General features: G+C 45.5%; 23 protein-coding genes. 6 read left to right on the forward strand and 17 right to left on the reverse strand.

Annotated features, from left to right (window positions below; all coding sequences use genetic code 11):
• Positions 1 to 81: 81 nt before the first annotated feature.
• On the reverse strand, positions 82 to 1,743 hold the full coding sequence (locus ACLSU7_RS07885) for a methyl-accepting chemotaxis protein (RefSeq protein WP_413295016.1): 1,662 nt from the start codon (positions 1,741 to 1,743) through the stop codon (positions 82 to 84).
• A gap of 151 nt (positions 1,744 to 1,894) precedes the next feature.
• Between ACLSU7_RS07885 and ACLSU7_RS07890 the strand changes: the two genes are divergently transcribed.
• Positions 1,895 to 2,977 (forward strand): outer membrane beta-barrel protein, encoded by a 1,083-nt coding sequence (locus ACLSU7_RS07890; RefSeq protein ID WP_413295017.1) that lies wholly within the window; start codon positions 1,895 to 1,897, stop codon positions 2,975 to 2,977.
• A gap of 2 nt (positions 2,978 to 2,979) precedes the next feature.
• On the opposite strand, the gene ACLSU7_RS07895 is transcribed toward ACLSU7_RS07890, so the two are convergent.
• Together ACLSU7_RS07895 and ACLSU7_RS07900 are read right to left on the reverse strand one after the other, a co-directional pair.
• Complete coding sequence (locus tag ACLSU7_RS07895) at positions 2,980 to 3,282, reverse strand: hypothetical protein (RefSeq protein WP_413295018.1); 303 nt, start codon at positions 3,280 to 3,282, stop codon at positions 2,980 to 2,982.
• Between the two features lie 175 nt (positions 3,283 to 3,457).
• Positions 3,458 to 4,345 carry a S1 family peptidase gene (locus ACLSU7_RS07900; protein ID WP_413295019.1) on the reverse strand — a complete coding sequence of 296 codons (888 nt, stop codon included), beginning with the start codon at positions 4,343 to 4,345 and terminating at the stop codon, positions 3,458 to 3,460.
• 76 nt (positions 4,346 to 4,421) lie between these two features.
• On the opposite strand from ACLSU7_RS07900, the gene ACLSU7_RS07905 reads away from it, so the two are divergent.
• Positions 4,422 to 5,972: an acyl-CoA dehydrogenase family protein gene (locus ACLSU7_RS07905; protein WP_413295020.1), complete on the forward strand. Its 1,551-nt coding sequence runs from the start codon at positions 4,422 to 4,424 to the stop codon at positions 5,970 to 5,972.
• A gap of 86 nt (positions 5,973 to 6,058) precedes the next feature.
• On the opposite strand, the gene ACLSU7_RS07910 is transcribed toward ACLSU7_RS07905, so the two are convergent.
• The 5 genes from ACLSU7_RS07910 to ACLSU7_RS07930 all read right to left on the reverse strand — a co-directional run bounded on the left by ACLSU7_RS07910 (position 6,059) and on the right by ACLSU7_RS07930 (position 13,002).
• Positions 6,059 to 9,358, reverse strand: coding sequence for a hypothetical protein (locus ACLSU7_RS07910; RefSeq protein ID WP_413295021.1), 3,300 nt, complete (start codon positions 9,356 to 9,358; stop codon positions 6,059 to 6,061).
• A 301-nt stretch (positions 9,359 to 9,659) separates the two neighbouring features.
• Complete coding sequence (locus ACLSU7_RS07915) at positions 9,660 to 10,601, reverse strand: HTTM domain-containing protein (RefSeq protein WP_413295022.1); 942 nt, start codon at positions 10,599 to 10,601, stop codon at positions 9,660 to 9,662.
• Entirely contained in the window at positions 10,579 to 11,166 is a 588-nt protein-coding gene (locus ACLSU7_RS07920; protein WP_413295023.1) for a hypothetical protein, read from the reverse strand. Before ACLSU7_RS07920 ends, ACLSU7_RS07915 begins: the two co-directional genes overlap by 23 nt.
• Before the next feature lie 154 nt (positions 11,167 to 11,320).
• On the reverse strand, positions 11,321 to 11,575 hold the full coding sequence (locus ACLSU7_RS07925) for a hypothetical protein (RefSeq protein WP_413295024.1): 255 nt from the start codon (positions 11,573 to 11,575) through the stop codon (positions 11,321 to 11,323).
• 50 nt (positions 11,576 to 11,625) lie between these two features.
• Complete coding sequence (locus tag ACLSU7_RS07930) at positions 11,626 to 13,002, reverse strand: mannose-1-phosphate guanylyltransferase/mannose-6-phosphate isomerase (RefSeq protein WP_413295025.1); 1,377 nt, start codon at positions 13,000 to 13,002, stop codon at positions 11,626 to 11,628.
• 137 nt (positions 13,003 to 13,139) lie between these two features.
• Between ACLSU7_RS07930 and ACLSU7_RS07935 the strand changes: the two genes are divergently transcribed.
• Positions 13,140 to 14,135 (forward strand): lysylphosphatidylglycerol synthase transmembrane domain-containing protein, encoded by a 996-nt coding sequence (locus ACLSU7_RS07935; protein ID WP_413295026.1) that lies wholly within the window; start codon positions 13,140 to 13,142, stop codon positions 14,133 to 14,135.
• Here the strand turns inward: ACLSU7_RS07935 and ACLSU7_RS07940 are convergent.
• On the reverse strand, positions 14,090 to 15,073 hold the full coding sequence (locus ACLSU7_RS07940; RefSeq protein ID WP_413295027.1) for a D-glycero-alpha-D-manno-heptose-1,7-bisphosphate 7-phosphatase: 984 nt from the start codon (positions 15,071 to 15,073) through the stop codon (positions 14,090 to 14,092). The genes ACLSU7_RS07935 and ACLSU7_RS07940 overlap by 46 nt on opposite strands.
• Before the next feature lie 117 nt (positions 15,074 to 15,190).
• Here ACLSU7_RS07940 and ACLSU7_RS07945 point away from each other — a divergent pair, with 117 nt between their 5' ends.
• Positions 15,191 to 15,718: a TIGR03546 family protein gene (locus tag ACLSU7_RS07945; protein ID WP_413295028.1), complete on the forward strand. Its 528-nt coding sequence runs from the start codon at positions 15,191 to 15,193 to the stop codon at positions 15,716 to 15,718.
• Between the two features lie 12 nt (positions 15,719 to 15,730).
• Positions 15,731 to 17,701 (forward strand): TIGR03545 family protein, encoded by a 1,971-nt coding sequence (locus ACLSU7_RS07950; protein WP_413295029.1) that lies wholly within the window; start codon positions 15,731 to 15,733, stop codon positions 17,699 to 17,701.
• 33 nt (positions 17,702 to 17,734) lie between these two features.
• On the opposite strand, the gene ACLSU7_RS07955 is transcribed toward ACLSU7_RS07950, so the two are convergent.
• Positions 17,735 to 19,858 (reverse strand): hybrid sensor histidine kinase/response regulator, encoded by a 2,124-nt coding sequence (locus ACLSU7_RS07955; RefSeq protein ID WP_413295030.1) that lies wholly within the window; start codon positions 19,856 to 19,858, stop codon positions 17,735 to 17,737.
• Between the two features lie 325 nt (positions 19,859 to 20,183).
• On the opposite strand from ACLSU7_RS07955, the gene ACLSU7_RS07960 reads away from it, so the two are divergent.
• Complete coding sequence (locus ACLSU7_RS07960; RefSeq protein ID WP_413295031.1) at positions 20,184 to 21,245, forward strand: hypothetical protein; 1,062 nt, start codon at positions 20,184 to 20,186, stop codon at positions 21,243 to 21,245.
• A gap of 235 nt (positions 21,246 to 21,480) precedes the next feature.
• Here ACLSU7_RS07960 and ACLSU7_RS07965 read toward each other — a convergent pair whose 3' ends face one another.
• The 7 genes from ACLSU7_RS07965 to rpmJ all read right to left on the reverse strand — a co-directional run bounded on the left by ACLSU7_RS07965 (position 21,481) and on the right by rpmJ (position 25,395).
• A complete protein-coding gene (locus tag ACLSU7_RS07965; RefSeq protein WP_413295032.1) occupies positions 21,481 to 22,047 on the reverse strand; it encodes a TlpA family protein disulfide reductase in 567 nt (188 codons plus the stop codon).
• An 82-nt stretch (positions 22,048 to 22,129) separates the two neighbouring features.
• Positions 22,130 to 22,657, reverse strand: a complete 528-nt coding sequence (gene rplQ, locus ACLSU7_RS07970; RefSeq protein WP_413295033.1) for a 50S ribosomal protein L17 — start codon at positions 22,655 to 22,657, stop codon at positions 22,130 to 22,132.
• Positions 22,658 to 22,799: 142 nt separating this feature from the next.
• Positions 22,800 to 23,831: a DNA-directed RNA polymerase subunit alpha gene (locus tag ACLSU7_RS07975; RefSeq protein WP_142699147.1), complete on the reverse strand. Its 1,032-nt coding sequence runs from the start codon at positions 23,829 to 23,831 to the stop codon at positions 22,800 to 22,802.
• Between the two features lie 20 nt (positions 23,832 to 23,851).
• Complete coding sequence (rpsD, locus tag ACLSU7_RS07980) at positions 23,852 to 24,478, reverse strand: 30S ribosomal protein S4 (RefSeq protein ID WP_413295034.1); 627 nt, start codon at positions 24,476 to 24,478, stop codon at positions 23,852 to 23,854.
• Between the two features lie 11 nt (positions 24,479 to 24,489).
• Positions 24,490 to 24,888 carry a 30S ribosomal protein S11 gene (gene rpsK / locus ACLSU7_RS07985; RefSeq protein ID WP_142699145.1) on the reverse strand — a complete coding sequence of 133 codons (399 nt, stop codon included), beginning with the start codon at positions 24,886 to 24,888 and terminating at the stop codon, positions 24,490 to 24,492.
• Between the two features lie 16 nt (positions 24,889 to 24,904).
• On the reverse strand, positions 24,905 to 25,279 hold the full coding sequence (rpsM, locus tag ACLSU7_RS07990; RefSeq protein WP_142699144.1) for a 30S ribosomal protein S13: 375 nt from the start codon (positions 25,277 to 25,279) through the stop codon (positions 24,905 to 24,907).
• 2 nt (positions 25,280 to 25,281) lie between these two features.
• Positions 25,282 to 25,395: a 50S ribosomal protein L36 gene (gene rpmJ, locus ACLSU7_RS07995; RefSeq protein WP_011165332.1), complete on the reverse strand. Its 114-nt coding sequence runs from the start codon at positions 25,393 to 25,395 to the stop codon at positions 25,282 to 25,284.
• Positions 25,396 to 25,446: the final 51 nt, after the last annotated feature.

Genomic DNA, 25,446 nt, shown 5'->3' on the forward strand with positions numbered 1-25,446 from the left:
GAATACATGTGAGAATATTTGACCCGACCAAAGACACGTTATTCTTAAAATGAAACGGGCCAGAAGGCTGGCCCGCATTTCTTAGAATCCGTCTCGGTTACCGATCTTTGCCCTTGGCTCATCGTCAAATGGAATTGTTTCCTCAGCCACGCTCGCTGTTTTGACTGGTTTTTTCATCGGGATAACTTTCGCTGCAGAATCAACAGCGAATTTTGCTTTCGTAGATCCCTTAGAAGCCGCTGACTTGGTCGCGACCGAGGGGGATTGAGCCGTTGTTTCTAATTCACGGCGTACCGTACTTCCCATCACGACAGTATTTAACTCATCCGTCAAATCTTGAGAAGTTTGCGCCAAGCGATTGAGCTCCGTTGTTGTTGCGGCAATTTCTTCCGCTGAAGCTGCATTCGATTGCGCGGACTGATCTAACTGATTCATCGCACGACTGATCTGTTGAATTCCAGTTGTCTGTTCAGAGCTTGCCGCGGAAATTTCATTATTCAAATCAGAAACTTTTTTGATCGAAGCCACGATGTTCGCAAGGACAACACCGCTGGAATTTGCGACTTTGCTACCGTTATCGACTTGTTGCACAGAAACTTTGATCAAGCTTTCAATGTCTTTAGCGGAGGAAGCACTTCTTTGTGCGAGGGCGCGAACCGCCTCCGCAACTACCGCAAAGCCCTTACCTTGTTCGCCTGCACGAGCGGCTTCCACCGCTGCATTCAACGCCAATAGATTTGTTTGGAAGGCGATATCATCAATGACAGAGATAATCTCTTCGATCTTTTTAGATGAAGAGGAGATTTCGCTCATTGATTTAATAAGAGCACTGATCTCTTGTTCACCCTGCTCAGCCGCATCGCGGGAACTGACGGCTAAAGTGGCCGCTTGTTTCGCGTTGTCCGAGTTCATTTGCACCATCGATGTTAACTCTTCCAATGCTGCGACAGTTTCCTCTAGTGAAGCTGCGGCCTCGGTGGAGTTTTGCGATAAGGCATTTCCTGCAGCTGCCAACTGTTCCACAGAATGAACAACTTTGGAATTTGCATCGCCCAGTTTATCAGCCACATTTCCTGTCACGTTTGAAATTTTGGCAGCTTGCATTAATTGAAGTGCTAGAATCAACAAGCCCGCACACAAAGTGACAAGAATAATAATATTCGTAATTTGCGCACGAGAAACGGCAAATTCTTTGTTTTCTGCGACGGCACGTCCTGTATAAAGGTCATTCACCTGAGCGCAAAATTCTTCAATTTTTCCTGAATAAATATGGAGCGTCTCATCCAAGTCTTTGCGAGCTTGAGCCACAGATTCATCGCTGCCTTTTTCAAGATTGCTTAATACTGAACGCGCCAGTGTTCTATATTGTGGGAAGTACTGTTTGTAGTTTTCATACATTTTCAGTTCTTCACCATCAAAATGGTTTTCCGCATATTCTTTGTAAGCTTTCTCGAACTTCGACAAAGTTTCTTCGGCTTGCTTGACGGCTTCCGCGCGATCTTCAGGATTGATGATCCCTTCCCATACTCGATAACCAAATCTGTTCTGTGCGATACGCATGTCACCCAGGTCATTCAGATTAGGTATAATTTCGTTGTGAGCGCTATTTAATAGGCTTCCCAGATGATCAAGGCCCTTGTAGGTAAAACCAAAAATGGTTGCAAACGCGATGAACGGAAATACCGCCACCATCAACATTCGACCTTTAATACCCTTGAACCATGAGCTTTTATTGTTCTGCATATTTAACCCCGAAAAATTAAGGACTCTTGATCTTTATCGGTTCCTTAACATCCGGGTTGAGCGGTTCTGAGACGAACTGGACCATTATCCCGGGTGGAAAAATATTTTCGCCCCCTTAATGTGAGCTGAGAATCCCCCGATAAAAGTCTCAATGAAAAAGACAACGGCCATCTTAACCACAATTTGTTTGATCATGCCTTTCGCTGCAAAAGCTGAAGAAGTACTTTCTGGGATTACCGCTCAAGGTGAAGCTGATTTTGAATACAACCTTCTTTCCTCAGGGAAAAATGCCTACCCGGCATCTTCCGGAGCGCTTGATGAGCAATATCGATTCAATAGTGCTCAAGTGATCTTGAAGAAAGAAACCCAGGACCTGTCGTTCTTTGCGCGCATGATGTACATGCCGATCGAACTTACGACACCCACGGGGACTACGAAAAGTAACTTTGGAACCTTAGACCAACTGGAGATCTATTATAAGATTGATCCTGCCTGGTCCGTGGGTTTTGGCCGCTTGTGTTCTACACTGGGTTTTGAATCGGCAATGAAGGTGGAAAACATCCTTTACGGCAACACCGTGGCTTATCAAGGCATCGTGCCAGGTTATAACGAAGGCGCCCGTTTGAAATTCAATCCCGGCGAATGGTTGGCGGTGACTCTTAGCAGTTACAACCGCAGTGCCTACAATCAGTTTGGAGATGATTTGGTTTCTACGAAAACGACTGAATTATCTGTGACAGGTATCTCTGGACGCTTTTTGTGGTTTGCGGGATATTACTCGGGCAAAGACGCCTCTACCACAATCACGGGTTCCGCGGTTGAAAAATCAACCGCCAACATTTGGACGACTTATAAATTCAGCGACGATTTCTCCTGGTCGATTTCTTATGACAGCCGCACACAAACACCTGACGGCGGCACAATGAGCTATGCACAATCTCTTTCCACACAGATCGGATACGCATTGGGCAAACACACGCTGGGCGCGCGTTATGAAAACCTATTGGGTGCGGGTGAGCTGGATGGAATCAATGGGACCGTAGGAGCTTACTACCCAGGTGCCGATAAAGTGGAAGTTTGGACTGTGGGCGACAAGTACAACTTGTCAGAGCATTTGAAAGTTTATTTGGAGTTCCGCCAGGATCAAGCGGACCAGGATGTTTTGATGAACAGTGACGGCACCACAACAGATCGCTTGCATCTGATCACGTTAGGTGCCATCGCTCATTTCTAAGACTATTGTTTTTCGATCAAAAGACCGTCTTTCAAAGGTTGTTGACCTTCCACTTTGATTTCAGAAGTCTCAGAGTCGATAACTTTGGAAACGGTCGCCACACCAACTTTTTCCGTACGGCATAACTTCACTTTCGGGCCTTCGCAAACTTCTTCAAGCAAAGTGACTTTGTCACCCGCCTTCACTCCGCGAAGTTCGATTTCTGCTTTTTGCGAATCAATCTTTGTAGTGATACGACCTTGCACTCCCGCCATAGCTGTTGCGCTCATCAAACAAACTGCGATTGAAAGTTTCACTAATTTCATAAATTCCTCACAAATTAAGTCTTTAGTTCACGATTTACGGGTTGCAAGGAGCTTGCCCACCCCAGGATGAATAAAGGGGCTTCTAAAGCCCCTTCTTACTGCCAACTTCTCGACAGTTGCCATATTTTACCAGTCATGTTTCAGAACGAGACTGTATTCTTAGTATGTTTTTTGACTATTTCAGACTTTGAATCGCAGGTCCCAACCAGTCTTTTAGCTTCAAAGCGATCGTGTAAACACCCACTTCGTTACAGAAAAGGCTGCCTCTGCTAGTCACTCCAAAGAACAAGAATTTTCCATCTACCACCACAAACGCCGGACCGCCCGAATCGCCACCACATGTGCCGGAAAGTTTTTCGTCCAGGCGAAGCTCTGTGTTTTCAAGCGTAGCAATTGGCGCCATCGTCCAACGTAAAGTTCCATCACCAGAAAACTTCAAAGCAATGCAACCCTTGTCGTCGCAAAGAGTTTCTTCATCGAAGCCCACTTGTTCGTCTTTTGCAACTTCACGAGAGCTCGCGGTGTTCACGCCGTAACCTGCCACGTAAGCCATCACACCGGGCTTTAGAATTCCCAGGTCTTTTTCCTGCAAAAATTCTGCTGGAGTAAATTCCTCAGGATAAGTACCACGGAATTTCAAGACTGCCAGATCATGCCAGTCAGATGCTTTGTCTTGGTTCTTTTCGAAATTCCACTGTGGGTGTACCTTCACATCGCTAACAGTGTGCAAATAAAGATCTTTAATATCTGGTTCACGTGCATAAAGAATTTCGTCAACGTTCAAACCAAAAACCACACGAAGATTTGAAGTTTTAGTAGAGATGCAATGAGCTGCGGTCAATACCGTGTTAGGCCCGATCAATGTGCCCGTGCAAATACCCACAGATCCGTCTTCGTTTTCAGCATAAACAGAAACCAAATGCTTATAGACGCTGTCAGATTCCTGGACTTCAGTCCCATTGATTATGCGTGAGCCGGAAGTGGCTGCGGTGTTGTTACTTGCTTTAGGAGTGCAAGCGGCAATAGCCAAAAGTGATAAGCCCAATAATAGTTTACGTGACACGGCCCCTCCAGAATTAGTGTGGGCCCTGTATATGTAGTGTATGGACAAACTTCAATTTATTTCTCACACTTAAACCATGAAAAACTTTTATCAAGATGGGCCAAGCCTAACGAACACCTTTCAATCGGATGCTTCACTTCAAACACTCTTGAAAAAAATTCTGCCACCAGAATGTCAGAAACAAGCTTTGCCTCATTTGGATCATTTGGGTCAAAGAGCGGCCTCAGATATGCTTGAGTGGGCGTTAGAGGCGGAAACCTACCCTCCGGTGCATGTGCCCTTTGATCCTTGGGGACGCCGTATAGATGATATTCGCGTTTCTTCAGGGTGGAAAAACCTGGAAAAAATGGCGGCTGAAGAGGGCATCGTTGCCACGGCCTACGAAAGAAAATATGGAGCATTCTCACGTGTCTATCAGATGGCTCTGCTTTATTTGTACTCCCCCAGCTCGGCAATTTTTTCATGCCCTTTGGCGATGACCGATGGAGCAGCCCGCGCGCTTGAGCTATACGGAACACCTGATTTAAAAACTCGTGCCCTTCCTCATTTGACCAGCCGTGATCCCAAAACTTTTTGGACAGCAGGACAATGGATGACCGAGCGAACTGGAGGATCCGATGTCAGTGGGACGTCCACAGATGCTCACGCGTTCACAGGTGAAAGCGCTTTCGGTGCCACTCACTCCTTGCACGGAACGAAATGGTTTACTTCAGCGACAACATCCCAAATGGCTCTGACGCTCGCTCGTCCCGATGGTGCAGCGGCGGGTTCGAAAGGGTTGAGTCTGTTTTATCTGGAACTGCGTAATGCTGAAAACCAATTGAACCATATTCAAATACATCGTTTGAAAGACAAGTTGGGAACGAAAGCTTTGCCGACAGCGGAGCTGAGCCTGCAAGGGACACCGGCACGTTTGGTAGGCGGCGAAGGCGATGGCATCAAGAAAATTGCCAGCGTCCTAAACATCACCCGAATCTATAATTCCATGTGTGCCGTTGGTCATGCTCGTCGCGCATTGGATTTAGCCCAGAACTATTCACATAAACGTAAAGCGTTCGGTAAACTTCTGATCGATCATCCATTGCATCAGGAAACTTTGCGCTGGCTGGAAGAAGACTTCCGTCGCTCGTTTGTATTCTGTTTTCACATCGCTCACCTTCTGGGCAAAGAAGAAGTCGGTGAAATTACGGCCAAGGAGAGAACTCTGCTTCGTACATTGACTCCGGTTCTTAAACTTTACACTGCAAAAAAAGCGATCACTATTTCCAGTGAAGTGGTTGAGATGTTCGGTGGTGCAGGATATGTCGAGGACACCGGGCTTCCGCGTTTGATTCGCGATGCTCAAGTATTTTCGATCTGGGAAGGTACAACCAACGTACTATCACTGGATATGCTACGTGCTTTTGAAAAAGAACAATCTTTGCCGGTACTGATTGAGTACTTCAAATCGACGACGGCATTTAAAAACAATGCGCCAGCTTTTATGAAAAAATGGGCCGAGTACGAACATCTGATTGGCAAATTGCAAAAATCAGCTCCGGAAGAATGGGAACGCCATGCCAGACAATTGGCGCTTCTGACCGGAGATTTGGTCAGCGATGCCTTACTGATTGAACACGAACTTTAGAACAAGATACGAAATGAAAAAGGCCGTTGAGAAATCAACGGCCTTTTTCTTTGAATGACTCCGGTGAAGCCGGAGCGCAAGCCTGCCTATTGGAACGCTACTGGCTGCATCAACGGAATCGCATCATGAGGCATGATGTCTCCCGGATTGTTGCCAATAATGATACCACGGATTTTCGAGTGACGAGTTCTTGGATCAAACTTCGGAATCAAATCTGAATCCGGCATTTTCTCCGCTGGAACCCAAGTGCCATCGGCATCGGTCACCCACTGTTTATAGAACATCGAGATTCTTGTTCCTTCTACCAGGAAGTCTATAAGAACTCCAGGTCCTGCCATCGCAACTGCTGATTGGAACGTAAATGGATTTGTCGCCATTCCCTCACCAAACTGCCCGTAGGCTGTTGCAAATGCACGTGGATCACCGGTCATAGTTTTGTTCATGACTTGAAGTGCCTGCCACATTTTCGACATACCCGAAATTGTTGCTCTACGCTGCTTCATTTCACAACCTGGCAATTTGCAGATATCCCAAGGGTCGCCACCTCGGTTGAAATAGATTTCATGCAACGCCAAACCGCGCGCCGTGAACTGGTCTTCAGACATTCTTTGACCAAGAGTCATCAAACGCATTGTGTTCTCTTCACCCATTTTAGCGTTGAACTCAACACCTGTGTAACCCAATGCAGAGTTATCCGGGATATTGATCATCAAACGCTTCAAACCAGTTTTGCGAACAAGCTCTTTTAAGCCCTTACGAAGTCTGTCGTCGTTACTTGCTTCATGTCGGAACGCGAAGCTGTAAGTACCGAACATACCTGTAATACGTTCTTTGTTGTCCCAGTTTTCCAGCGAGTATTTCGCGCCAGTGAACATGAAGTCCTCTTCTCTGTGTTTAAACCAGAAACGAGAGTCATCAGATTCATTGAAGACACCATAGTGTACACGGGCTGTGTTTCTTTCGATGTGCAAGTCAGATGTTGTGAATGACTGAACACGACCTTTACTAAACACACGGTCCCAGATAATTGGAATCGCGAATGCTTTGCTCACGGTTTGTCCTGTCGACACGGTTCTGAATGTCATCACTTTCGTCACAGGCGCAAGCTCGACCAGATTCAAAGGTTTTTTCGTCGCAAGCTGTTCAGATGCGTACGAGTTACCACGAATCATATCTTCGTAGGCTTTACGACCTGTATCCGTGCTCAAATCAAACAGATAAGAAAATCCATCATCCGCTGAATTGAACCAGTTTTTACCGATAGACATGATCGAGACACTTGTGAAGATGGACAAGTTTTCAAGTTTACCACTTGTCATTTTCACGTAGGCCATATGATCGCCGACTTTTTCCACGTAAGTTTCCCAGGAACCGCGAGCTAATTTCGCCGTACCAATACCTACAGGACCGAATCCAGCATTCGCCAAGAAGATCACGCCACCGTAACTGACGTAAGTGATACTGTCGCCAGCATCCCATTTATCAAGATCGGTTGCATCTTTTGGAACAGACCAACGACCACCCATAGCGCGTGCTTTATCTAAAGTGCTCGCGTAACGGGTCGAAGCTGTTTCTTTACCAACCACTGGCAAGACACCTACGAAGCCCCAGAAGTAATCCAGCAAGCCTGTCGCATTGTCGAACCAGAAACGAACTTGCGCCCCGATACCAACTTCGATACTGCCATAGACAGTTTTTTGGAAGCCATCACGATAGTCGCCCGTTTTCAATGTCTGTTGAGATGGTGGATCGTAAGACACACCCACAGCCGCCGGCTGCGGAACATCATGCGGAGTCAAATTCACGATGTAAGAACCGAAGTCGAAAGCCAAGTGAAACAATGGTTCCAATTTCGCTCTGAATCTGTTCTTTTTCTCTTTCTTTTCACCTGTTGAACTTGAGCTGCTTTCACTGGTTGAAGTGGAAGTGCTTTCCGTCGAAGATGACGAAGATGAAGAAGAAGAAGACGACGACGATGAACTCGAACTAGAAGAACTTGAACTTGTCGAAGTGCTCGTTTCACGAGGACCTGTGGACGTATCAGGATTTCCAGTAGATGTTGTTACAGTCGAAGTACTTGTGTCGCCATAAGTGGAAGACGTTCCATATGTACTTGTATCACCGTAGGTTGAAGTTCCGTAAGAAGTCGAGCTTCCATAAGACGTTGAGCTTCCGTATGAAGAAGTTCCGCAACGATGGCCACACTCACCTTTTTCGCCATGATCACCTTTGTCGCCTTTGTCACCACGATGGCCGTGTTCGCCTTTTTCGCCACGCTCTCCGCGCTCCCCACGATCACCCTTGTCACCTTTGTCACCGTGGTGGCCTTTTTCGCCTTTTTCACCGCGTTCACCGCGCTCGCCGCGATCACCTTTATCTCCTTTGGAGCCATGTTCGCCATAGTTTCCGCGCTCGCCGCGATCCCCTTTGTCGCCCTTGTCACCTTTAGAGCCGTGTTCGCCGTAGCTGCCTTTTTCGCCACGCTCACCGCGATCGCCGTGATCACCTTTTGAACCTTTGCTATCAAAGCCGCCATGCTCCCCACGGTCGCCCTTATCCCCTTTGGAACCACGATCGCCGTAGTCACCTTTGGATGAGCTGTTGCCGCGATTGCCGTAATCACCTTTGCTGCCGCTGTTACCACGATCGCCATAGTCACCTTTAGATGAGCTGTTGCCACGATTGCCGTAATCACCTTTGCTGCCGCTGTTACCGCGATCGCCATAGTCACCTTTAGATGAACTATTGCCGCGATTGCCGTAATCACCTTTGCTGCCGCTATTACCACGATCGCCATAGTCACCTTTAGATGAACTATTTCCACGATTGCCATAATCACCTTTGCTGCCGCTGTTACCGCGGTTGCCGTAATCGCCTTTTGAAGAGCTATTACCACGATTTCCAAAGTCGCCTTTGGAACCGCTGTTACCGCGGTCACCGTAGTCACCTTTAGATCCGCTGTTTCCGCGATTGCCTAGATCTCCTTTGGAGCCACTCGTTCCACGATTGCCGTAATCCCCCTTGTCACCAAAGGAGCCTTTTGAACCTTTGCTATCAAAACCACCGTGTTCACCCGAAGAACCTTTATCTCCGTAAGAACCGAAGCCACCTGTTCCTTTAGTGTCGAAGCCGCCCTTCGAGCCGCCACTCGAATTTCCGCTAAACTCTTCCTCTTGAACACCGATGCGAATTTTTCCATCAGGTGTTACTCCGACAACTTTTTCTGATTCCTTCTTGTCCTTGGAAACTTTGCTCTCTTTCAGCGCATCCGGTTTAATTTTTTGAGCATTGACCGGCGGAGTTTGTAACTGCGCCATTTGTGCCCAAGTCGGATTCGCCAAAAGTGAGATTCCCGCGGCAAGAACTAATTTCCTACGCGATCTCATTCATCCTCCATTTAGGTTCTCTGTTCTCTTTTCTCTCTCGTTTTCACTCACAGATTCGGGCAAGTTCCCTAACGAATGACTCCACAAAGTTTCCAGGAAGATCCGCCGTGTCCCACAAGATTCTGTAAATTTTCAAGCAAGTTTTATTTGGAGGCCGAAAGGTTGGATAGAAACTTCTCTGTAATTTTCCGCCATTTAATGAATTGCGGAACTTTCAGGAACACCGACTGGCGAGGGTTTCAGGGCAAAAAAAAGACCAAGCATCTCTGCTTGGTCTTTCAATTGTTAAAATGATTTTTCTCTAAACAGGTTCTAACTTACCGAAACGATATCGAATTCTTGAAATCCAATTTCGCAACTTGCTCTCCACGGAGATCATATCCCAGGGATCAACAAGCGAAAGCATCGTCACAACCATCACCCACTCGAACATTGGGATACTCATCACAAGCTCAATGCCAATATGCAACCCTATGCCAGATAACAAAACCCAATAACGCAAATCTTTAAACCAGACGAGTGTTCCCATCGCCAGCTCCACCACCAAGGTGGACCACGTCATGAACTTGATCACGGCAAGATTATTTAACAAAGGAAATGGAACACGAACAAATTCTTCCAGGCGAGTGGCAATGTACACGGCAGTGCCATCCACCCAATGCGTCCCTTTGATTTTGAATAAGACGGTGGCGATATAGATCACGCAGAACTGAATTTGAATCATGCGTAATGCCCAGGGTCTTTCCATCACAGGTTGCGGTGATTTACCAAAGCGCAGATTATAAAACCATCGATCCAGGGAATAAGCTTTCCCCGCCGCCGAAAACATCATGAAAAATAAAATATTGCGAAGAACGATGTCGCCACTGTTCAAAATAAAATCGTTTCTATTTTGAAAAGACAGCAACGTCATAAATGCCAATACCATTGACGTGCGGGTAAAGAGCCCCAAAGTCACGCCTACTGCAGAAACAAGGTTCAACAACGCAATCAACGCTGGCACACGGGGATCATTAGGCATAAAATCAAACAGACTGAACCGAATAGAGGAGCCATACTCCATAGAGGTTTTCAGACTGATCAAGCCGTCGACTCCCCAAAACACATCCAGATAACTCCAGATCATGTACCAGTTGAAAAGCAACAGCAGTCCAAACAACACCCGCATCAAACCCAGGTTATCCACTGGTTGAGGCTTAAAAAAGAAATCCCAGATACTTTTAATTATTGTTGCCGACTTCATACTTTCCCTTTTTCGCTGGATAGAAATAGAAAACGCTTTCTTTTTTGTATTCGCCAGCCTTCTCTCCATGGCGAACAAAAAATTTTCGTGGATCTTCGACGTAGTTATAATAACGGAAGAACTGCAGCTTCTCGACCTCACGCTTTCGACCGCTGGCTTCGATTTTGTTCACGTGACGGGTCACATAGCGAGCGACATCAAACCAGATCTCTTCGTTTTTTTCAGGCATCAAATATTCTTGTGTGAATTTGCGATAGCGGTCGCCCCCGATCACTTTATCAGCCCCATTCATCTGCGTGGGACGAGGCAAAGACCACTTCTCTTTACTGCCGTCAGTAAAATAAATTTCCGCTTCGACATAAGAGTTTAATGACATGGGATTGGGCGCGAACATGCTCCAAGGTTGTTCTAATCCTACAAAATCAAAGTAATCACCAAATGTGCGAAGTATGAGGCGTCCCAGCTCACTGCGATCTGGGAAAGAAGCTGTCAGGATTAACATTAAGTGAAAGGCGATAAAGACAGATATCGCAAATAATTTTGCACGTTCAAAAGTCCGCACCATAAGCTCCCCTTGTGTTTTAGCATGTGGAACTTAATGGGACACAACCGATCGATCAAATGGCAATGCTGAAACCTCAATTACATTTAAGCCATCGGAAAATAAAAAAGGATCGCTTTGGCGGCGATCCTTTCCAAATATCTATATGTAAAGAGAGCTATTTCTTTTTGGGAGCTTTCACATCCACGTTTGCTGCGGACATTGTGTACTCGATCGTCACCTTCTCGCCCACTTTCAAATCGCCAGTGACTTTCGTCGCCGCTGTTCTTTCAATTTCCCATTTATCTTTGCCTTTTTCGACAACGATTTTGGAATCTGTTACTTCCAACACGGGACCCGTCACTTGATAAGTTTTTGCAGCAAAACTGTAAGAAGCACTCAACAATACTAAAGATGCCAGAATCATTTTCATAAAAACTCCTTTTCTTATAAACGAAATCTCAGCAGATTCGTTTTTCAATGTCACTTTCTTTGATAATCATCCTGATAGCGAACAATGTCGTCCTCGCCGAAATAAGATCCCAGCTGAACTTCCACGAATTCCAACATTTCATTCGAAGTATTGCGCATGCGATGTTTGGCGCCCAATGGAATGTGGACATGTGATCCCGCCTTCACTGGGATCACCTCATCATTCAAAACCACTTCTCCGCTTCCACGGGTGATCGTCCAATGCTCTTCGCGCTTGGCATGACTTTGATAGGACAGCTGTGAGTGCGGATTTACGCGAATCACTTTAGATTTAAAAGCTTCGGTGTCTTTCAAAATTTCAAAATATCCCCACGGGCGATATTCATAAACATGATCTTTTACCAAAGGGGACTTTTGTTGCGCCAACCCCTCAACGACATAGCGAACATCCTGAGAATGACCTTTTTTAACCAGCATCAAGGCATCTTTGGTATCCACCACGATCACGTCATCAATACCCACTGTGGAGTAGTGCTTACCCGGATCACCGAATACGAAATTATCCTGGCCTTTGACGTTAAAGACATCCTGGCCCTTTTGCAAAGAGGCGACGGCATCCCAGGAACCCACATCACTCCACCCAAATTCGGACGGAATACATGCAAGCTCGTCACTGCCAAGTTTTTCCATGATGGCATAGTCGATAGAAATGCTTTGAACTTTTGAATAGATGTCATCCAAGTTAGAAGCATCGGCTTTCAAAGCCGACACTAATGCCCACAACTCAGGCTGATGTTTTTCAAACAAGGAAATCATGTGAGAGACTTTGAAAACGAAAATCCCCGCGTTCCAGCTGAAACTGCCTTGAGCCAAAAATTCTTTGGCTTTTTCCAAAGCAGGCTTTTCGTGAAACTTCACAACAGAATAGGCTTTGAATCCATTGGATTCAGCCAGACTCACAGCCTTTGTCTGAATATAACCATAGCCCGTTTCTGGATAAGAAGGTGTGATGCCCAAAGTAACGACTTTGTTCGTTTCCGCAACAGAAGTCGCAAAATTAACCACATTCAGAAAAGCCTGTTCCTTGGAAATCAAATGATCTGAAGGAAAAATACCCACGATTTCCTGGGACAGTCCTTTAGCTTCCAAAAGCTTGCACAGAACTGCGATTGCCGGAGCCGTGTTTTTTCCATAGGGCTCATAAACTGCCTGAACATCTTTCATCTGGCTGTCTTTTAGATTAATTTCCGTCAAAGACTGCAAAGCTTTGGATGTCACAATCCAGGGAGTGCCCATTTTATGGCATCTCTCTAAAGTCATTGTCTGCAATGGCTTTTCAAAAATCGTACAGAATTGCTTTGGCATATGCTGGCGCGAAACTGGCCACAATCTTGTACCGCTACCACCAGATAATACTACAGGAATCACCCTATCCTCCAGGTCAGGGAGCTATCCTAGCACCCCGTTCTTCAACCGGGTATTTTCAAGCGAAATTTGGCCCAGCAGGTCAAAACTTCTTCGATCTCCAGGTAGAGTTTGAGCTGGTTTTAAAGTAAGACTGACTCATGGTTAAAAAGACGAAAAAGATTGCCGTTCAATTGCTTAAGATCCTCTTTGCGGTAGGAATCATCTATTGGCTCGTGCAGTCCGGAAAACTGAATTTCGCTGCCCTTCGCAATCTTCTAACACCGGGCATCCTTTTATTAGCCATTACAATTACACTTTTTAACTTATTCCTCATTAGTGAACGTTGGCGCGTCCTAGTTAAATCCCAGGGCATCCCTGCCAAGGTTTGGCCATCTTTTAAACTTACTCTGATCGGCCAATTCTTTAACTTTGCGATGCCAGGAGGAGTGGGCGGCGACGTCATTAAAGCCTACTACTTTACCCGTGATTTTCCAGGCACCAAAGTCGTCGCTGCCACCAGTGTATTGATGGACCGGGTTCTGGGTTTGTACGCGATGATTTTTTTGGCATTGGCAGTTATGATTTACGACTTCAATCACGTCAGTCATGTTCCCACGTTAATGACTCTGTTTTATTTCATCATCGCCTTGTTCGCTGCTTTTACAGTTGCTTTAAGCTTGATCTTTTCGACCAAGATTTACAAAACGCAGATCTTAAAACGCGTGATCAATAAGCTTCCGTTATCAGAAAAATTCATGAAGATTTACGAAAGCTTGCACTTATACGGCAATAGCATTCCCCGCATCGCCCAAGTCATCGTTATCAGCTTGATTGCACAATCCACTGCAATTCTGTTTTTGTACATGGTGGGCATGGTTTCTGGATATACCGATATCCCTGCTAAAACATACTTCTTAGTTGCACCGTTGGGCTTTATGGCGACAGCCATTCCTATCTCCCCTGCCGGCGTGGGCGTTGGACAAGCAGCATTCTATTTCTTATTTAATATTTACACGGGGCACTCCAGCGAAGTCGGCCCCACGACAATCACAGCGTTTCAAGTCTGTTCCTTTGTCGTGAGCCTTTTGGGAGCGTTCTTTTACATGCGCTATAAGCGCCCGAACGATATGTCGGCCGCAGCTGATATGGCTTGATAAGAAAATTTGGAATTCACAGCGCGAAATTTTTCCAGAATTTCGCGTTCCTTTTCAAGTTTCTCTGATCGAAACAGATAACAAGACCCTATTCCTGCCGAGTGAGCCGCAATCAAATCGGTCGCACTATCACCGACCATGATCGAATTCTTCATATCGATTTTTAGTTTTTCTTTCACCATTTGAAACATACCTGCGCGCGGCTTTCTGAGGCCGGCCAGCAATCGTCCCTCTGGCACAGATTCATTTTCAATATACGAAGACCAGACGCACTCATCGATCCAAGCGCCTTCATTAGCCAGCAGTTTCAACATTCTTTGATGAACTTGCTTATATTCCTGCCAAGAGATTCTCCCGCGACCAATTCCAGATTGGTTGGTGACCAAAGCCACCCAATAACCTTCGGCATGGGCTTTGTGGATCAACTCAACCACTTCCGGGATCAGCTCAACCTGATTGGGATCTTTGTTATAGGGGATATTCTTAACCACGACATCATCGCGATCCAAAAATAAACACGGAGCATGATCCATTTGGGAATTGCTCCAATTTTCAATCATCGAATCAAACTGTGGCGCCAGAGTATTCCAAAAAGTCATCCACGCTGAAACATCTGCTGCAGTCCAAAGATAATCCACGGTTGCAGGAGAGTCCCCCTTAGCAGAGACCCATACACGCTGTCCCTGCACATGCGCATCCAACTCAGCCAGCACAGCTTGCTGTCCCTCAAAAAAGAAAATCAGATCGTGAATTCCTGTTTGATATAGACTGTTCACAAAATCACTTTTGTTACGAACAGTAATGGGAATCTTCATCGCAAAGGATTGCGCCAATGGCTGTAACCATTGCTGGAAATCCTGCGGTGCCTGGTCCTTGATAAATACCAAAACCCCACCCATTCGAACTGTGTCTGCAACTAGCTGCGCCCATGATTTCATATACTTGAAAACATACGACAATCCCCGTGCACTGTCCTCGCTTTTCACTTGCCGCCACGCATTTTTGTCATAAACTTTAAAGAGTTTCGAATTCGACCTTCCATCACGAGGACATCTATGACGTTGCTTTTAAAACAGCTTTTCAATTTTATTAAACTGCTGAATTCTGACACCGACACCATGCCTCTGGCATTCGGCCTGTCGCTGGGACTTTTGCTGGGATTCGCTCCCTTCTTTTCCATTCAAACGGCGATCGTCTTGTTGATCGTATTTGTATTTAGAGTGCAACTCGGAGCCGCGTTTCTTTCCGCATTCTTTTTCAAATTCGTCGCCTTTCTCTTCGATACTCCTGCCCATCATCTGGGGAAGGCCGTGTTGGAAATGGAAAGTCTGCGCCCTTTGTTTGTGAGTATGTACAACATGCCGTTCGTCCCAATGACTCGCTTTAATAACAGCATCATCATGGGCTCGATGGTTGTGTCAGTACTTTTGTTTCCATTCGCCTACTACGGTTTTAAATCATTGATCCTGGCCTACCGAGCCGCCGTCGTGGCACGCATTCGCGACACCAAACTTTGGAAGGCTTTAAAAGCTACAAAGTTTTATATCTGGTACACAAAATACAACGATCTTTACGGCGGATAGGAATTAGGCAACATGGCAAACACTCAAAAAAATCCTGAAGTAAAAAAGAAAAAAGGCATCATTCGTTGGGGTGCTCTGATTCCATTCACGATCATCTGTTTATTGATCGGTCTGTATTTCCACTTCTTCTTTGATGGTCACTTACGCAGAGCCATGGAGTGGGGCGGCTACAAAGCCCTGGGTGCGGAAGTAAACATTGCTGATTTAAAAACCAGCTTTTTTAATGCGAACATCAGCATCAAAGGAATCGAACTGACTGATGCAGAAAAACCTACACATGATTCGGTTAAAATCGGCGAGATCCGCTTTGGCATGTTGTGGGACGCACTTCTTCGCGTGAAGTTCGTCATCAACGAAGCGGTGGTTGAGCAAATTGAGTTCGGCGTAAAAAGAGCCTACCCGGGGAAAGTCGCTCCTCCGCCTCCTGTTTCGAATGAACCTGGAATGCTGGCGACCGAAGGTGGTAAATTAAAATCTCAAGCTGATAAAGAATTGCAAGAGCGCTACGGTGAAAATGTTTTGGGAGACGTGATTAACATGCTCGGTGGAGCTGATCCAAATGCCCAACTGCAAAAGCTGCAGTCATCACTGCCAAGCAAAGCGATGATCGAAAAGTTTCAACAAGACCTCAATACAAAACAAAAGGTCTGGGACGAGCGTTTAAAAACTTTGCCGCAAGGAAAAGACATTCAATCCCTGAGTGATCGTTTAAACAAGATCCAATACAAAGATTTTAAAAATCCACAGGAACTGCAGGCCGCCTTGCAACAGCTGGACGCCGTTTATAAAGATGCGGATGGCAAATATAAACAGATCCAGTCTGTCAGCAATGATTTAAACAACGATCTAAAAGGTCTGCAAACTCAGTACGGCGAAATTGAAAAACAGATTAAGATCGACGTGAAGTCTCTTGAGCAGCATTTCCGCATCCCGCAAGTGGATGCGAAAGCTCTGACAATGGCTGTATTTAACCGCTACCTGGAACCTTATAAAGCGAAGTTTTTCCGCTATAAATCCTTGGCTGAAAAATACATCCCACCCAAATATCTGAAAAAAGGCCAAGCTAAAACGGAAGAGGAGGAAGTTGCCCTTCAGCCGCATCCTCGTGAAAAAGGGATCACGTACGAATTTGGTCGCCCTAATTCCTATCCAATGTTCTGGGTGAAAAGAACGGCTGTGAGCTCTCAAGCTGGCCTGACTCCGAACTCTGGTAACGTCAAAGGGGAAATCCTGGATATCACTTCCAACCAACGCTTGGTGGGTCGTCCAACAATCGCGACATTGGCGGGTGATTTCCCTGCGATGGATATTTTAGGATTCTTGCTAAAGCTTTCCATCGACAATCGTAAGGATGACTCCGTCATCGACTATCAATTCAAAGTAGATCAATACGCGATCCTAGGCAAAGACCTGGTGAGTAGCCCCGAAGTTAAGATTGCCTTCAGCAAAGCGTATGGAGCGATGGGAATTCAAGGTTCCCTCGTTGGCCTGAAAAACCTGGCGGTGGATTTTGACAACAAGTTTACGAAAATCGACTACGCAGTTTCGTCGACCAATCAAATTGCTGATGAAATTCTGAAAGCAGTGTTTGCCGGAATCCCGGTGGTAACTTTGACAGCGAAAGGTCAAGGCGACCTGCCAAACATTCCGCTTTCCATCAACTCGAACTTGGGACCCGAGCTTTCCAAAGGTTTCGAAAAACAGATTCAAGCCAAAGTCGAAGAAGCTCGCAAAAAAATTCAAGCTTACGTAGACCAGGAAATCGGCAAACAAAAAGCGCAAGTGGAAGCACAAATCAACCAGCTCAAAGGTCAATTCGACAAAGAAGTTAAAAAGGCTCAAGAGCAGTTAGACGCGCAGAAAAAGCAAGTCGAAGCAAAAGTTGAAACAGCCAAAAAAGACGCTGAAAATCAAGGTCGCAAGCAACTTGAAAAAGAAGGTCAAAAAGCTGTCGAAGATTTGAAAAAGAAATTTGGTTTTTAATGTACCCCGACAAAGTCGGAGTGTTTCCAGCAGCTACGCTCGAATCAAAATGTCTTTTAAAAGATTGATATCAACGGGTTTGCTCAAGTACGCATCAAACCCGTTGCTTCGAGAATCCATTCGGCCTTCGGCTGTCGCCTGGGCCGTCACCGCCACAATCAATCCCACATACCCTTTTTCACGCAGCAAAGCCGCCGCCTGATAGCCATCCATCACCGGCATCTTGATATCCATTAAAATCACATCAAAGTTTTTAGCCAATGCGCGATCCACGCCGGCCTGGCCGTTTTCACTGGTTTCAACAATCGCCCCTTCACGCATCAAATATCGCGCCATCAAAGCACGCAAATCGTCTGAGTCGTCGACAACCAGGATCTCGCGATCTTTTAAATGATTCGTTTCTTGAGGCACCAGAATTTGCTCTCGAGTTCCGTAACGAGCTTCATGAGCTGAAACCATCTTCAAATCAGCCGCCTTACCGACAGGCAGAACAAACTCAAAAGTACTTCCATCACCCAGCATCGAGCGTACCAAGCGTAAATCTCCGCCCATGCCACGAGCCAACTGGCGACTCAGGGCCAAGCCCAGTCCCGAACCAGGCACGCGTTGAACTTCAGGATTTTCTCCGCGCATGAAGGGCTCAAACAAATGTCGTTGCACGTGGTAGTCCATCCCCATACCGGTATCGGAAACCATCAGACTGATAAAGCCCTCACCTTCGACATTTGTATAAAAACGCGCTTGAACCTTAACGTCACCTTGCAAAGTGTATTTCACCGCATTGGAAAGAAGGTTGATCACCACTTGGCGGAAGCGCACCGGGTCTGAAGAAATAACCGCCGGAAAGTGACTTTCAAAGTTTAATTCCAAGGTATGTTTTGAACTATCCAGTGTCGAGCGGATCATCGCCAAAGAGTCTTCCAATTCCATAGCCGGATTCATCGAACAGGACTGGAAATACAATCCCTTTGATTCAATTTTAGAAAGATCCAAAAGATCATTCACCAACGTCACCATGAATTTACCTTGACGGTGGATCGCTTCCACGTCGCGGCGGTTTTGGCTGTCTAAGGAAGCACTTCCCAGCAACGTCTCCGAATACCCTAAGATCGAAGCAATCGGTGTGCGAATCTCGTGGCTGGCATTTGCCAATAAAACAGATTTCCCACGATTGGCAGCTTCATGAACGTCTCTTTCTCGGCGGAGTAAGTCTTCGTTCTTTTTCGTCGTGATATCCCAGGCGATTCCCGTCATACGATAAGTCGTCTTGGGATCTTTTGAAATTTTCCCTTTGATCGCGATATGGCGAGGTTTCAGGTTTTGATCCAGGCATTCGATTTCCGCATCCAGATCCCCCGGCGTGACGAAATGCTTTTTCAAAATATCCTGCAGCTGCTCCAGCCCTTCGGGAAACAACTCGATATTGCCGTTGTACTCAAGATGATTTGATTCCACATACCAATCCCAAGACAAAGCATTACTGGAAGCCATCGCCATCCGCAGGTGCTCTTCGTTTTTCTTCAGCTGATAATCCAAAGAGATCATCCGCAAAATCGCACGATTTAAATTACGACCAATAAAGGACAGTAGAACCAAATAGAATAAAATCAGAATTCCCAGCAGATGGTGATGAGGCACCTCTGACAAAAGATTATAACCAAAGCTCCAGCCAATCAGAGCCGGCGCCGTTAGACAGGCCATCGCCTTTTTAGATGACACGTAATAAATCAGCGGCCCCGCTGTCATAGAAGCGATAATTAACGATGCCAGGATCTGCAAAGAGATATCAGAAGTCGAGGCTGCCATGACTCCCACGGCACCCCAGCCCAATCCGGAAATCAACAGCTGCGAGTAAAGCAGGTATTCCCAAAATCTGAGCGCCCGGTGATTTGTCACGGACTGTTTCTTTTTATTCCACTGCCACAATGAGATCATTCGGATGGTGACAGTCGTAACCATCGCACTCATCCATATTTCCAAAACGATATGTGGAACCAATCCCCATGCGACCCATAGAAATGCAAAGCCATTGCCCAAGATCGCAAACGCACCCTTAAGATGCTCCTGATAAATCAAATCCAGCTTCCTGATTTTGAAATCAAGACTCTCGGTATTTGTTTTTCTAGAGAGTAAGGTGAATGAAGATAGCTTCGCCATGGCAGCGATGATGTATCAACTCACTTCTGGATTTTCAATGGGGTCACGTAATTGTAATGAAGAGACTGCTCGGGCAACTCCAACTTCATTTGAGTTGATATGAGTTCATTCTGCACTTTTTGAAAGTGCCGTAATTTGTTTTTTTCTTAACCACCTTTGTTTTTATTTCAGAAAGTTTCGTCGACCTTGTTTGCAGGACCTGTAAAGGAGTTCGCCACAATCTCTTAAATTATTAGAATCATTAGCTATTTTGACTCGCATTTCACGATTTCTGTTTTTTTGAGGTCATCCCAAGTGCTAGTCTTTTAAGTGAGGTAGTAAATATATGAAAACGATGAATCTAAAAAATCTGCTGATCCTAAGTGTGATGACAAGCATGACTGCAGCGTGCTCGAAAATGGAATTCGCACCAGTACAAACAGAGTTGGCTTCATCCGCACCTACTAATTCAGTAAGTTTCTCGCAAGTGGTCGGATACGGAAATAAACAGGTCGATTTCTTGATCGTATTTGACGACTCGAACTCGATGCTTCCCGATCTTAAAAAGCTCGCAGCAAGTCTTGGCGACTTCGTGGGCGGTCTTGAGACTTCTGGCATTGACTGGCAAATGTGTATGACTACGACACGTGCTATGAACAATGTATGGGGCTTTTCAGCCGATTTCGTAGGCTACTCCCCTGCTGGTGGCGCTCCCGCCTACCTTTTGAAAAAGGGAACTCCGAACTTAACTAATATCTTTGAAAACACCGTGAACGCCATGGCTATTGGTGGATCCGGTTCCGCTGACGAACGTGGCTTAAAGGCAACTTACAACCACTTCGCTTTGGCTGGTTCAAACGGATGCTACCGCCCAGGCGCTGCGGTATCGGTCATCATCGTATCAAACGAAGACGAGCGCTCCGTTGGTGGCGATGCTACTAAAATGAAAGCCAACGATGCCGCCGGCAGCTTGTTGCCATTGGAAGCTGAGGACATGCCCGCCAACGTCGTAGCCATGGCCAAACAAAAATTTGGTAATGACGTGCGCTTCACATTCAACAGCATCATCGTAAAACCAGGCGATAAAACTTGCGAAGCTATGCAAGACGCCGCTTCAGCTTCCCCAAGCCATGAAGGTGTGATTTACGATCAGCTTTCAGTAATGACAGATGGTGGAGTGGGCAGCATTTGTGACTCAAGTTTCGTTAACAACTTAAATACTTTCCGCGATAAAATCGTGAATTCGATGACACATATGACTTTGCAATGTGCTCCAGCTGCGGGCTCTGTGAAAATCGGCATCAACGGTGCGAACTTCACAGCCTTCAAAGTTGAAGGCAACATCCTGAAATTCAATTCACCATTGATCGAAGGAACTAAAATCGACTTGGCATTCGACTGCCCATAATTTCGAGCGGCAAGATTTTGCCCGTAATTTATGACAGCAAGAAACTGCGATAAGAACCTAAATACTAACCTCGTGAGTTTGCTAGAGACATAGGAAATGTCTCTAGCATTTTCTTTTCTCCGTGCTCTTGGTGGTCTGTCACAATTGCCTACTTAAGAGCATTGCTTGAAGGCTGAGCCTGCAACATTCTTTCATTGAAGTGAGCAGCCTAAGCGCAAATCGCCGAAGTGCGATCTTATTTCGTTTTCCCCAAAAGAGAATCCATGTATTCCAGTGAATCTTTGGTATGCCAGTCGATAGACCCCACCAATTTTTTCACCAGCTTTTGCTCCTTATTCAGAATCAACGATTCTGGTAAACGGGCGACTTCAAACATTTTCATCAAGCTGCGATCTTGATCGTAAACGATCTTAATATTCTCCCCTTTTAGCTCGGGAAAGGATTTCAGAAAGACATGGATATCAGCCTCATTGCTGTCGCCGGAAACCGCGATCAATTGGATATCGCCTTTGTATTCTTTGATAAGCTTGATCAATGAAGGAACCTCTTCAACACAAGGACCGCACCAGGAAGCCCAAAAGTTAAGGATGACCACTTTACCCTTCATCTGATTTAAATCAAAGGATTGGCCGTCTAGCGCTTTAGACGTAAAATTAGGAACCCCTTCGGTTTCCATCTTCTCGATGGAAGAGATATTCGATGGCGATTGCGCCACTTTACTCATAAAGAAATGATTAAAAGCCCAAACCGCCAAACCACCTACGATCAGAACCAGAACTAAAGCTTTCAGATGTTGTTTCATCGATGCGCCTCCAGATGTGAAAATACCAAAAAAAAACCCAGGTTGCCCTGGGTTTTTTGAAAATCAATTTTGATCCTCGAAATTAAGCGCGAGATTTCGCACGAGCTTTCTTTTGAGTCTTTTTAACAGTTTTCTTTTTAGCAGCTACAGTTTTAGTAGTCGCTTTTTTTGCTTTCGCAGCAGTTTTCTTAGCTGGTTTTTCTTCAGCTTTAGCAGATTTCTCTTCTTTAGCTGCAGATTTCACTTCGAAATCGTAGTCTACGAACTCAAGGAAAGCCATCTCAGCAGTGTCACCTGGGCGACGACCGATTTTGATGATACGAGTGTAACCACCTGGACGAGAAGCAAAACGAGGAGACAAGTCCTTCATGATGATGCTTACAACGTTTTTATTTGGGTAGCGAGACAACAACAAACGAGTTGTGTTCAAGTCACCTTTTTTACCAAGAGTGATAGCGCGCTCAACGTGACGGCGAGTTTCTTTCGCACGGTCAACAGTTGTAGTGATACGGCCGTGCTCAACTAGAGACTCAACCAAACCACGCAACAACGCTTTTCTTGGGCCAGATTTACGATCGAAATGCTTAACTCTTCTTCTGTGTGAACTCATTTTGTTCTCCGGTTAAAACGTGGGGACCGTATCAGGTATCCTCACGATAGAACTCTCAAGCTTAATTGCTTAGAGTTACTTTTGTCGGGCTCCAGCCCTCACCAACTCCCCTCGAGGAGTTGGGGCCATCACATGCTTGTGATTACTGTTGTGTTTCTCTTTTTACAGGTGGTTGAGAAGGATCCCAACCTGGAGGCGGCCAGCCTTCGATTTTCATACCGAGGCCAAGACCCATCTCGCCCAAGATCTCTTTGATCTCGTTCAAAGACTTGCGTCCAAAGTTTTTAGTTTTAAGCATCTCTGCTTCAGAACGAACAACCAACTCACCGATGTAACGGATGTTAGCGTTTTTCAAGCAGTTCGCAGAGCGAACAGAAAGCTCAAGGTCATCAACTGAACGGAACAAATTCTCGTTCAATGAAGGTGAACCAAGCTCACGAGATTCTTCAACTGGCTCCATGCTTTCATCGAAAGTAAGGAAGATTTGAAGTTGTTCTTTCATGATTTTAGATGAAAGAGCAACAGCTTCGTCCGGTTTCAATGAACCATCAGTCCAAACTTCCAGAGTCAAAGCATCGTAGTCAGTTCTTTGACCAACACGTGCATTTGAAACATTGTAGTTAACTTTACGGATTGGGCTGTAAAGAGCGTCAACACCGATGAAGCCAACTGGAAGATCAGTTTCTCTGTTTTCAACTGGTACGTATCCGCGACCGAAACTTACAACGATTTCCGCGCTGAAGTTAGCATTCGCACCCAAAGTAGCGATATGGTGATCTGGGTTTAGAACCTCGATCTTATCAGAAACTTGGATATCCGCTGCAGTCACTTTGCCTGGACCTTTTTTAGAGATCTTCAATGTCAAAGAGTCTGAAGTGTACTGTTTGAAACGTACTTCTTTAAGGTTCAAGATGATGTCAGTAACATCTTCAAGAACGTCTGGGATCGTAGTGAACTCGTGCAATACGCCTTCGAATTTAACCGCAGTGATTGCAGAACCCATCATTGAACTAAGAAGAATTCTTCTTAGGGAGTTACCAAGAGTAACCCCGAAACCTCTTTCGAGGGGACGGATAATGAATTTTGCGTAGTCATCACGAAGAGTATCACGATCAACCTCGAATCCCTTCGGTTTGATCATCTCTCTCCAAAACTTATAATAATGCTCTTGCATGGATCCCCCGAGAAGTTAAATTATCTTGAGTAGTATTCAACGATCATGTTTTCTTCAACTGCAACTGTTACGTCTTCACGGTTTGGAAGATCTTTAACAGTACCTTTGAAGGCACCATGATCGGCTTCAAGCCATGCTGGAACAGAACGTCTAGCAACGGATTGAATAGCAGCTTGAACTTTAGCCACTTCGCGGCTTGATTCAGCTACTGTGATAACATCGCCCTTGTTAACAAGGATGCTTGGGATGTTAGCTCTCTTACCATTCAACAAGAAATGGTTGTGCTTAACAAGCTGTCTTGCTTCGCGGCGAGAGTTAGCGAAACCCAACGCGTATACAACGTTATCAAATCTCATCTCAAGAGATTTAAGAAGCTCAGTACCAGTCAATCCTTTTGAACGGCTAGCTTCATGTACGTATTGTACGAATTGTTTCTCAGAAACACCGTAGTATCTCTTAGCTTTTTGTTTTTCACGCAATTGAAGTGCGAATTCAGAGAACTTCAAACGAGACTGACCATGTTGTCCTGGTGGGTAAGGTCTTCTTTCGAAAGAACACTTATCAGTATAACAACGATCACCCTTCAAGAAAAGTTTTACGTTTTCGCGACGGCAAAGTCTACATACGCTTTCGTTAATGCAGCTCACGATATATCTCCTTAGATTCTTCTACGCTTAGGTGGACGGCAACCGTTGTGTGGAACAGGAGTGATATCTTTAAGAGTCAAGATTCTCATACCTGTTGCCGCCAACGCACGGATAGCCGGCTCACGACCAGCGCCTGGGCCTTTAAGATAAACGTCCACAGATTTCATGCCTGCTTCCATAGCTTTTTTTGCAGCGTCTTCTGCCGCGACTTGAGCTGCAAATGGAGTGCCTTTACGGCTTCCTTTGAAGCCGAGGTGACCTGCTGAGGACCAGGACACAGTAGCACCGTTTGGATCAGTCATCGTTACGATAACATTACCAAAATTAGCTTGGATGTAGCAGTTCCCTTGTGGAACGTTTCTTTTTACTTTTTTCTTAGCAACTGTTTTATTTTTATTTTCAGTATTCATCGTTAAGATCCTTTAACTACACGGCTTTTTTCTTGTTAGCTACCGTCTTCTTAGGACCTTTACGAGTACGTGCATTAGAACGAGTGTTCTGACCACGAACTGGTAAGCCTTTGCGATGGCGAATGCCACGGTAACAGTTAAGATCCATCAAACGTTTAATAGATTGGCCAACTTCACGACGAAGATCACCCTCTACTTTGAAATTTTGTTCGATGATGCCACGGATTTTAGCGATGTGCTCGTCAGTCAAACCTTCAGTTCTTAGAGTTGAAGGAATGCCTACTTGCTTGCAAATCATAGCTGCACGAGGACGTCCAATGCCATAGATGTATGTCAACGCGATTTCAACGCGCTTATTTCTAGGTAAGTCGACACCAAGAATACGTGCCATGATTAACCCTGCCTTTGCTTATGTTTAGGGTTTTCGCAAATAACGCGAATAACGCCTTTTCTTTTAATAACTTTGCACTTGTTACAGATTGCTTTTACTGATGGTCTTACTTTCATAAATGTCTTCCCATACTTGCTAATGTTTTTTAGCCCCAAAATGGGCCAAAA

The organism is Bdellovibrio sp. HCB185ZH (assembly GCF_047302455.1).
Taxonomy (GTDB): domain Bacteria; phylum Bdellovibrionota; class Bdellovibrionia; order Bdellovibrionales; family Bdellovibrionaceae; genus Bdellovibrio.

Excerpts from the sequence above, each read along its gene's own strand:
- ACLSU7_RS07945 (WP_413295028.1), top strand. The coding sequence starts at position 15,191 with ATGACGTTGCTTTTAAAACAGCTTTTCAATTTTATTAAACTGCTGAAT.
- ACLSU7_RS07965 (WP_413295032.1), bottom strand. The coding sequence starts at position 22,047 with ATGAAACAACATCTGAAAGCTTTAGTTCTGGTTCTGATCGTAGGTGGT.
- ACLSU7_RS07975 (WP_142699147.1), bottom strand. The coding sequence starts at position 23,831 with ATGCAAGAGCATTATTATAAGTTTTGGAGAGAGATGATCAAACCGAAG.
- ACLSU7_RS07915 (WP_413295022.1), bottom strand. The coding sequence starts at position 10,601 with ATGAAGTCGGCAACAATAATTAAAAGTATCTGGGATTTCTTTTTTAAG.
- ACLSU7_RS07885 (WP_413295016.1), bottom strand. The coding sequence starts at position 1,743 with ATGCAGAACAATAAAAGCTCATGGTTCAAGGGTATTAAAGGTCGAATG.
- ACLSU7_RS07950 (WP_413295029.1), top strand. The coding sequence starts at position 15,731 with ATGGCAAACACTCAAAAAAATCCTGAAGTAAAAAAGAAAAAAGGCATC.
- ACLSU7_RS07925 (WP_413295024.1), bottom strand. The coding sequence starts at position 11,575 with ATGAAAATGATTCTGGCATCTTTAGTATTGTTGAGTGCTTCTTACAGT.
- rpmJ (WP_011165332.1), bottom strand. The coding sequence starts at position 25,395 with ATGAAAGTAAGACCATCAGTAAAAGCAATCTGTAACAAGTGCAAAGTT.
- rpsM (WP_142699144.1), bottom strand. The coding sequence starts at position 25,279 with ATGGCACGTATTCTTGGTGTCGACTTACCTAGAAATAAGCGCGTTGAA.
- ACLSU7_RS07910 (WP_413295021.1), bottom strand. The coding sequence starts at position 9,358 with ATGAGATCGCGTAGGAAATTAGTTCTTGCCGCGGGAATCTCACTTTTG.
- ACLSU7_RS07895 (WP_413295018.1), bottom strand. The coding sequence starts at position 3,282 with ATGAAATTAGTGAAACTTTCAATCGCAGTTTGTTTGATGAGCGCAACA.
- ACLSU7_RS07940 (WP_413295027.1), bottom strand. The coding sequence starts at position 15,073 with ATGAAATCATGGGCGCAGCTAGTTGCAGACACAGTTCGAATGGGTGGG.
- ACLSU7_RS07935 (WP_413295026.1), top strand. The coding sequence starts at position 13,140 with ATGGTTAAAAAGACGAAAAAGATTGCCGTTCAATTGCTTAAGATCCTC.
- rpsK (WP_142699145.1), bottom strand. The coding sequence starts at position 24,888 with ATGAATACTGAAAATAAAAATAAAACAGTTGCTAAGAAAAAAGTAAAA.
- ACLSU7_RS07890 (WP_413295017.1), top strand. The coding sequence starts at position 1,895 with ATGAAAAAGACAACGGCCATCTTAACCACAATTTGTTTGATCATGCCT.
- ACLSU7_RS07920 (WP_413295023.1), bottom strand. The coding sequence starts at position 11,166 with ATGGTGCGGACTTTTGAACGTGCAAAATTATTTGCGATATCTGTCTTT.
- ACLSU7_RS07955 (WP_413295030.1), bottom strand. The coding sequence starts at position 19,858 with ATGGCGAAGCTATCTTCATTCACCTTACTCTCTAGAAAAACAAATACC.
- ACLSU7_RS07905 (WP_413295020.1), top strand. The coding sequence starts at position 4,422 with ATGAAAAACTTTTATCAAGATGGGCCAAGCCTAACGAACACCTTTCAA.
- rplQ (WP_413295033.1), bottom strand. The coding sequence starts at position 22,657 with ATGAGTTCACACAGAAGAAGAGTTAAGCATTTCGATCGTAAATCTGGC.
- ACLSU7_RS07960 (WP_413295031.1), top strand. The coding sequence starts at position 20,184 with ATGAAAACGATGAATCTAAAAAATCTGCTGATCCTAAGTGTGATGACA.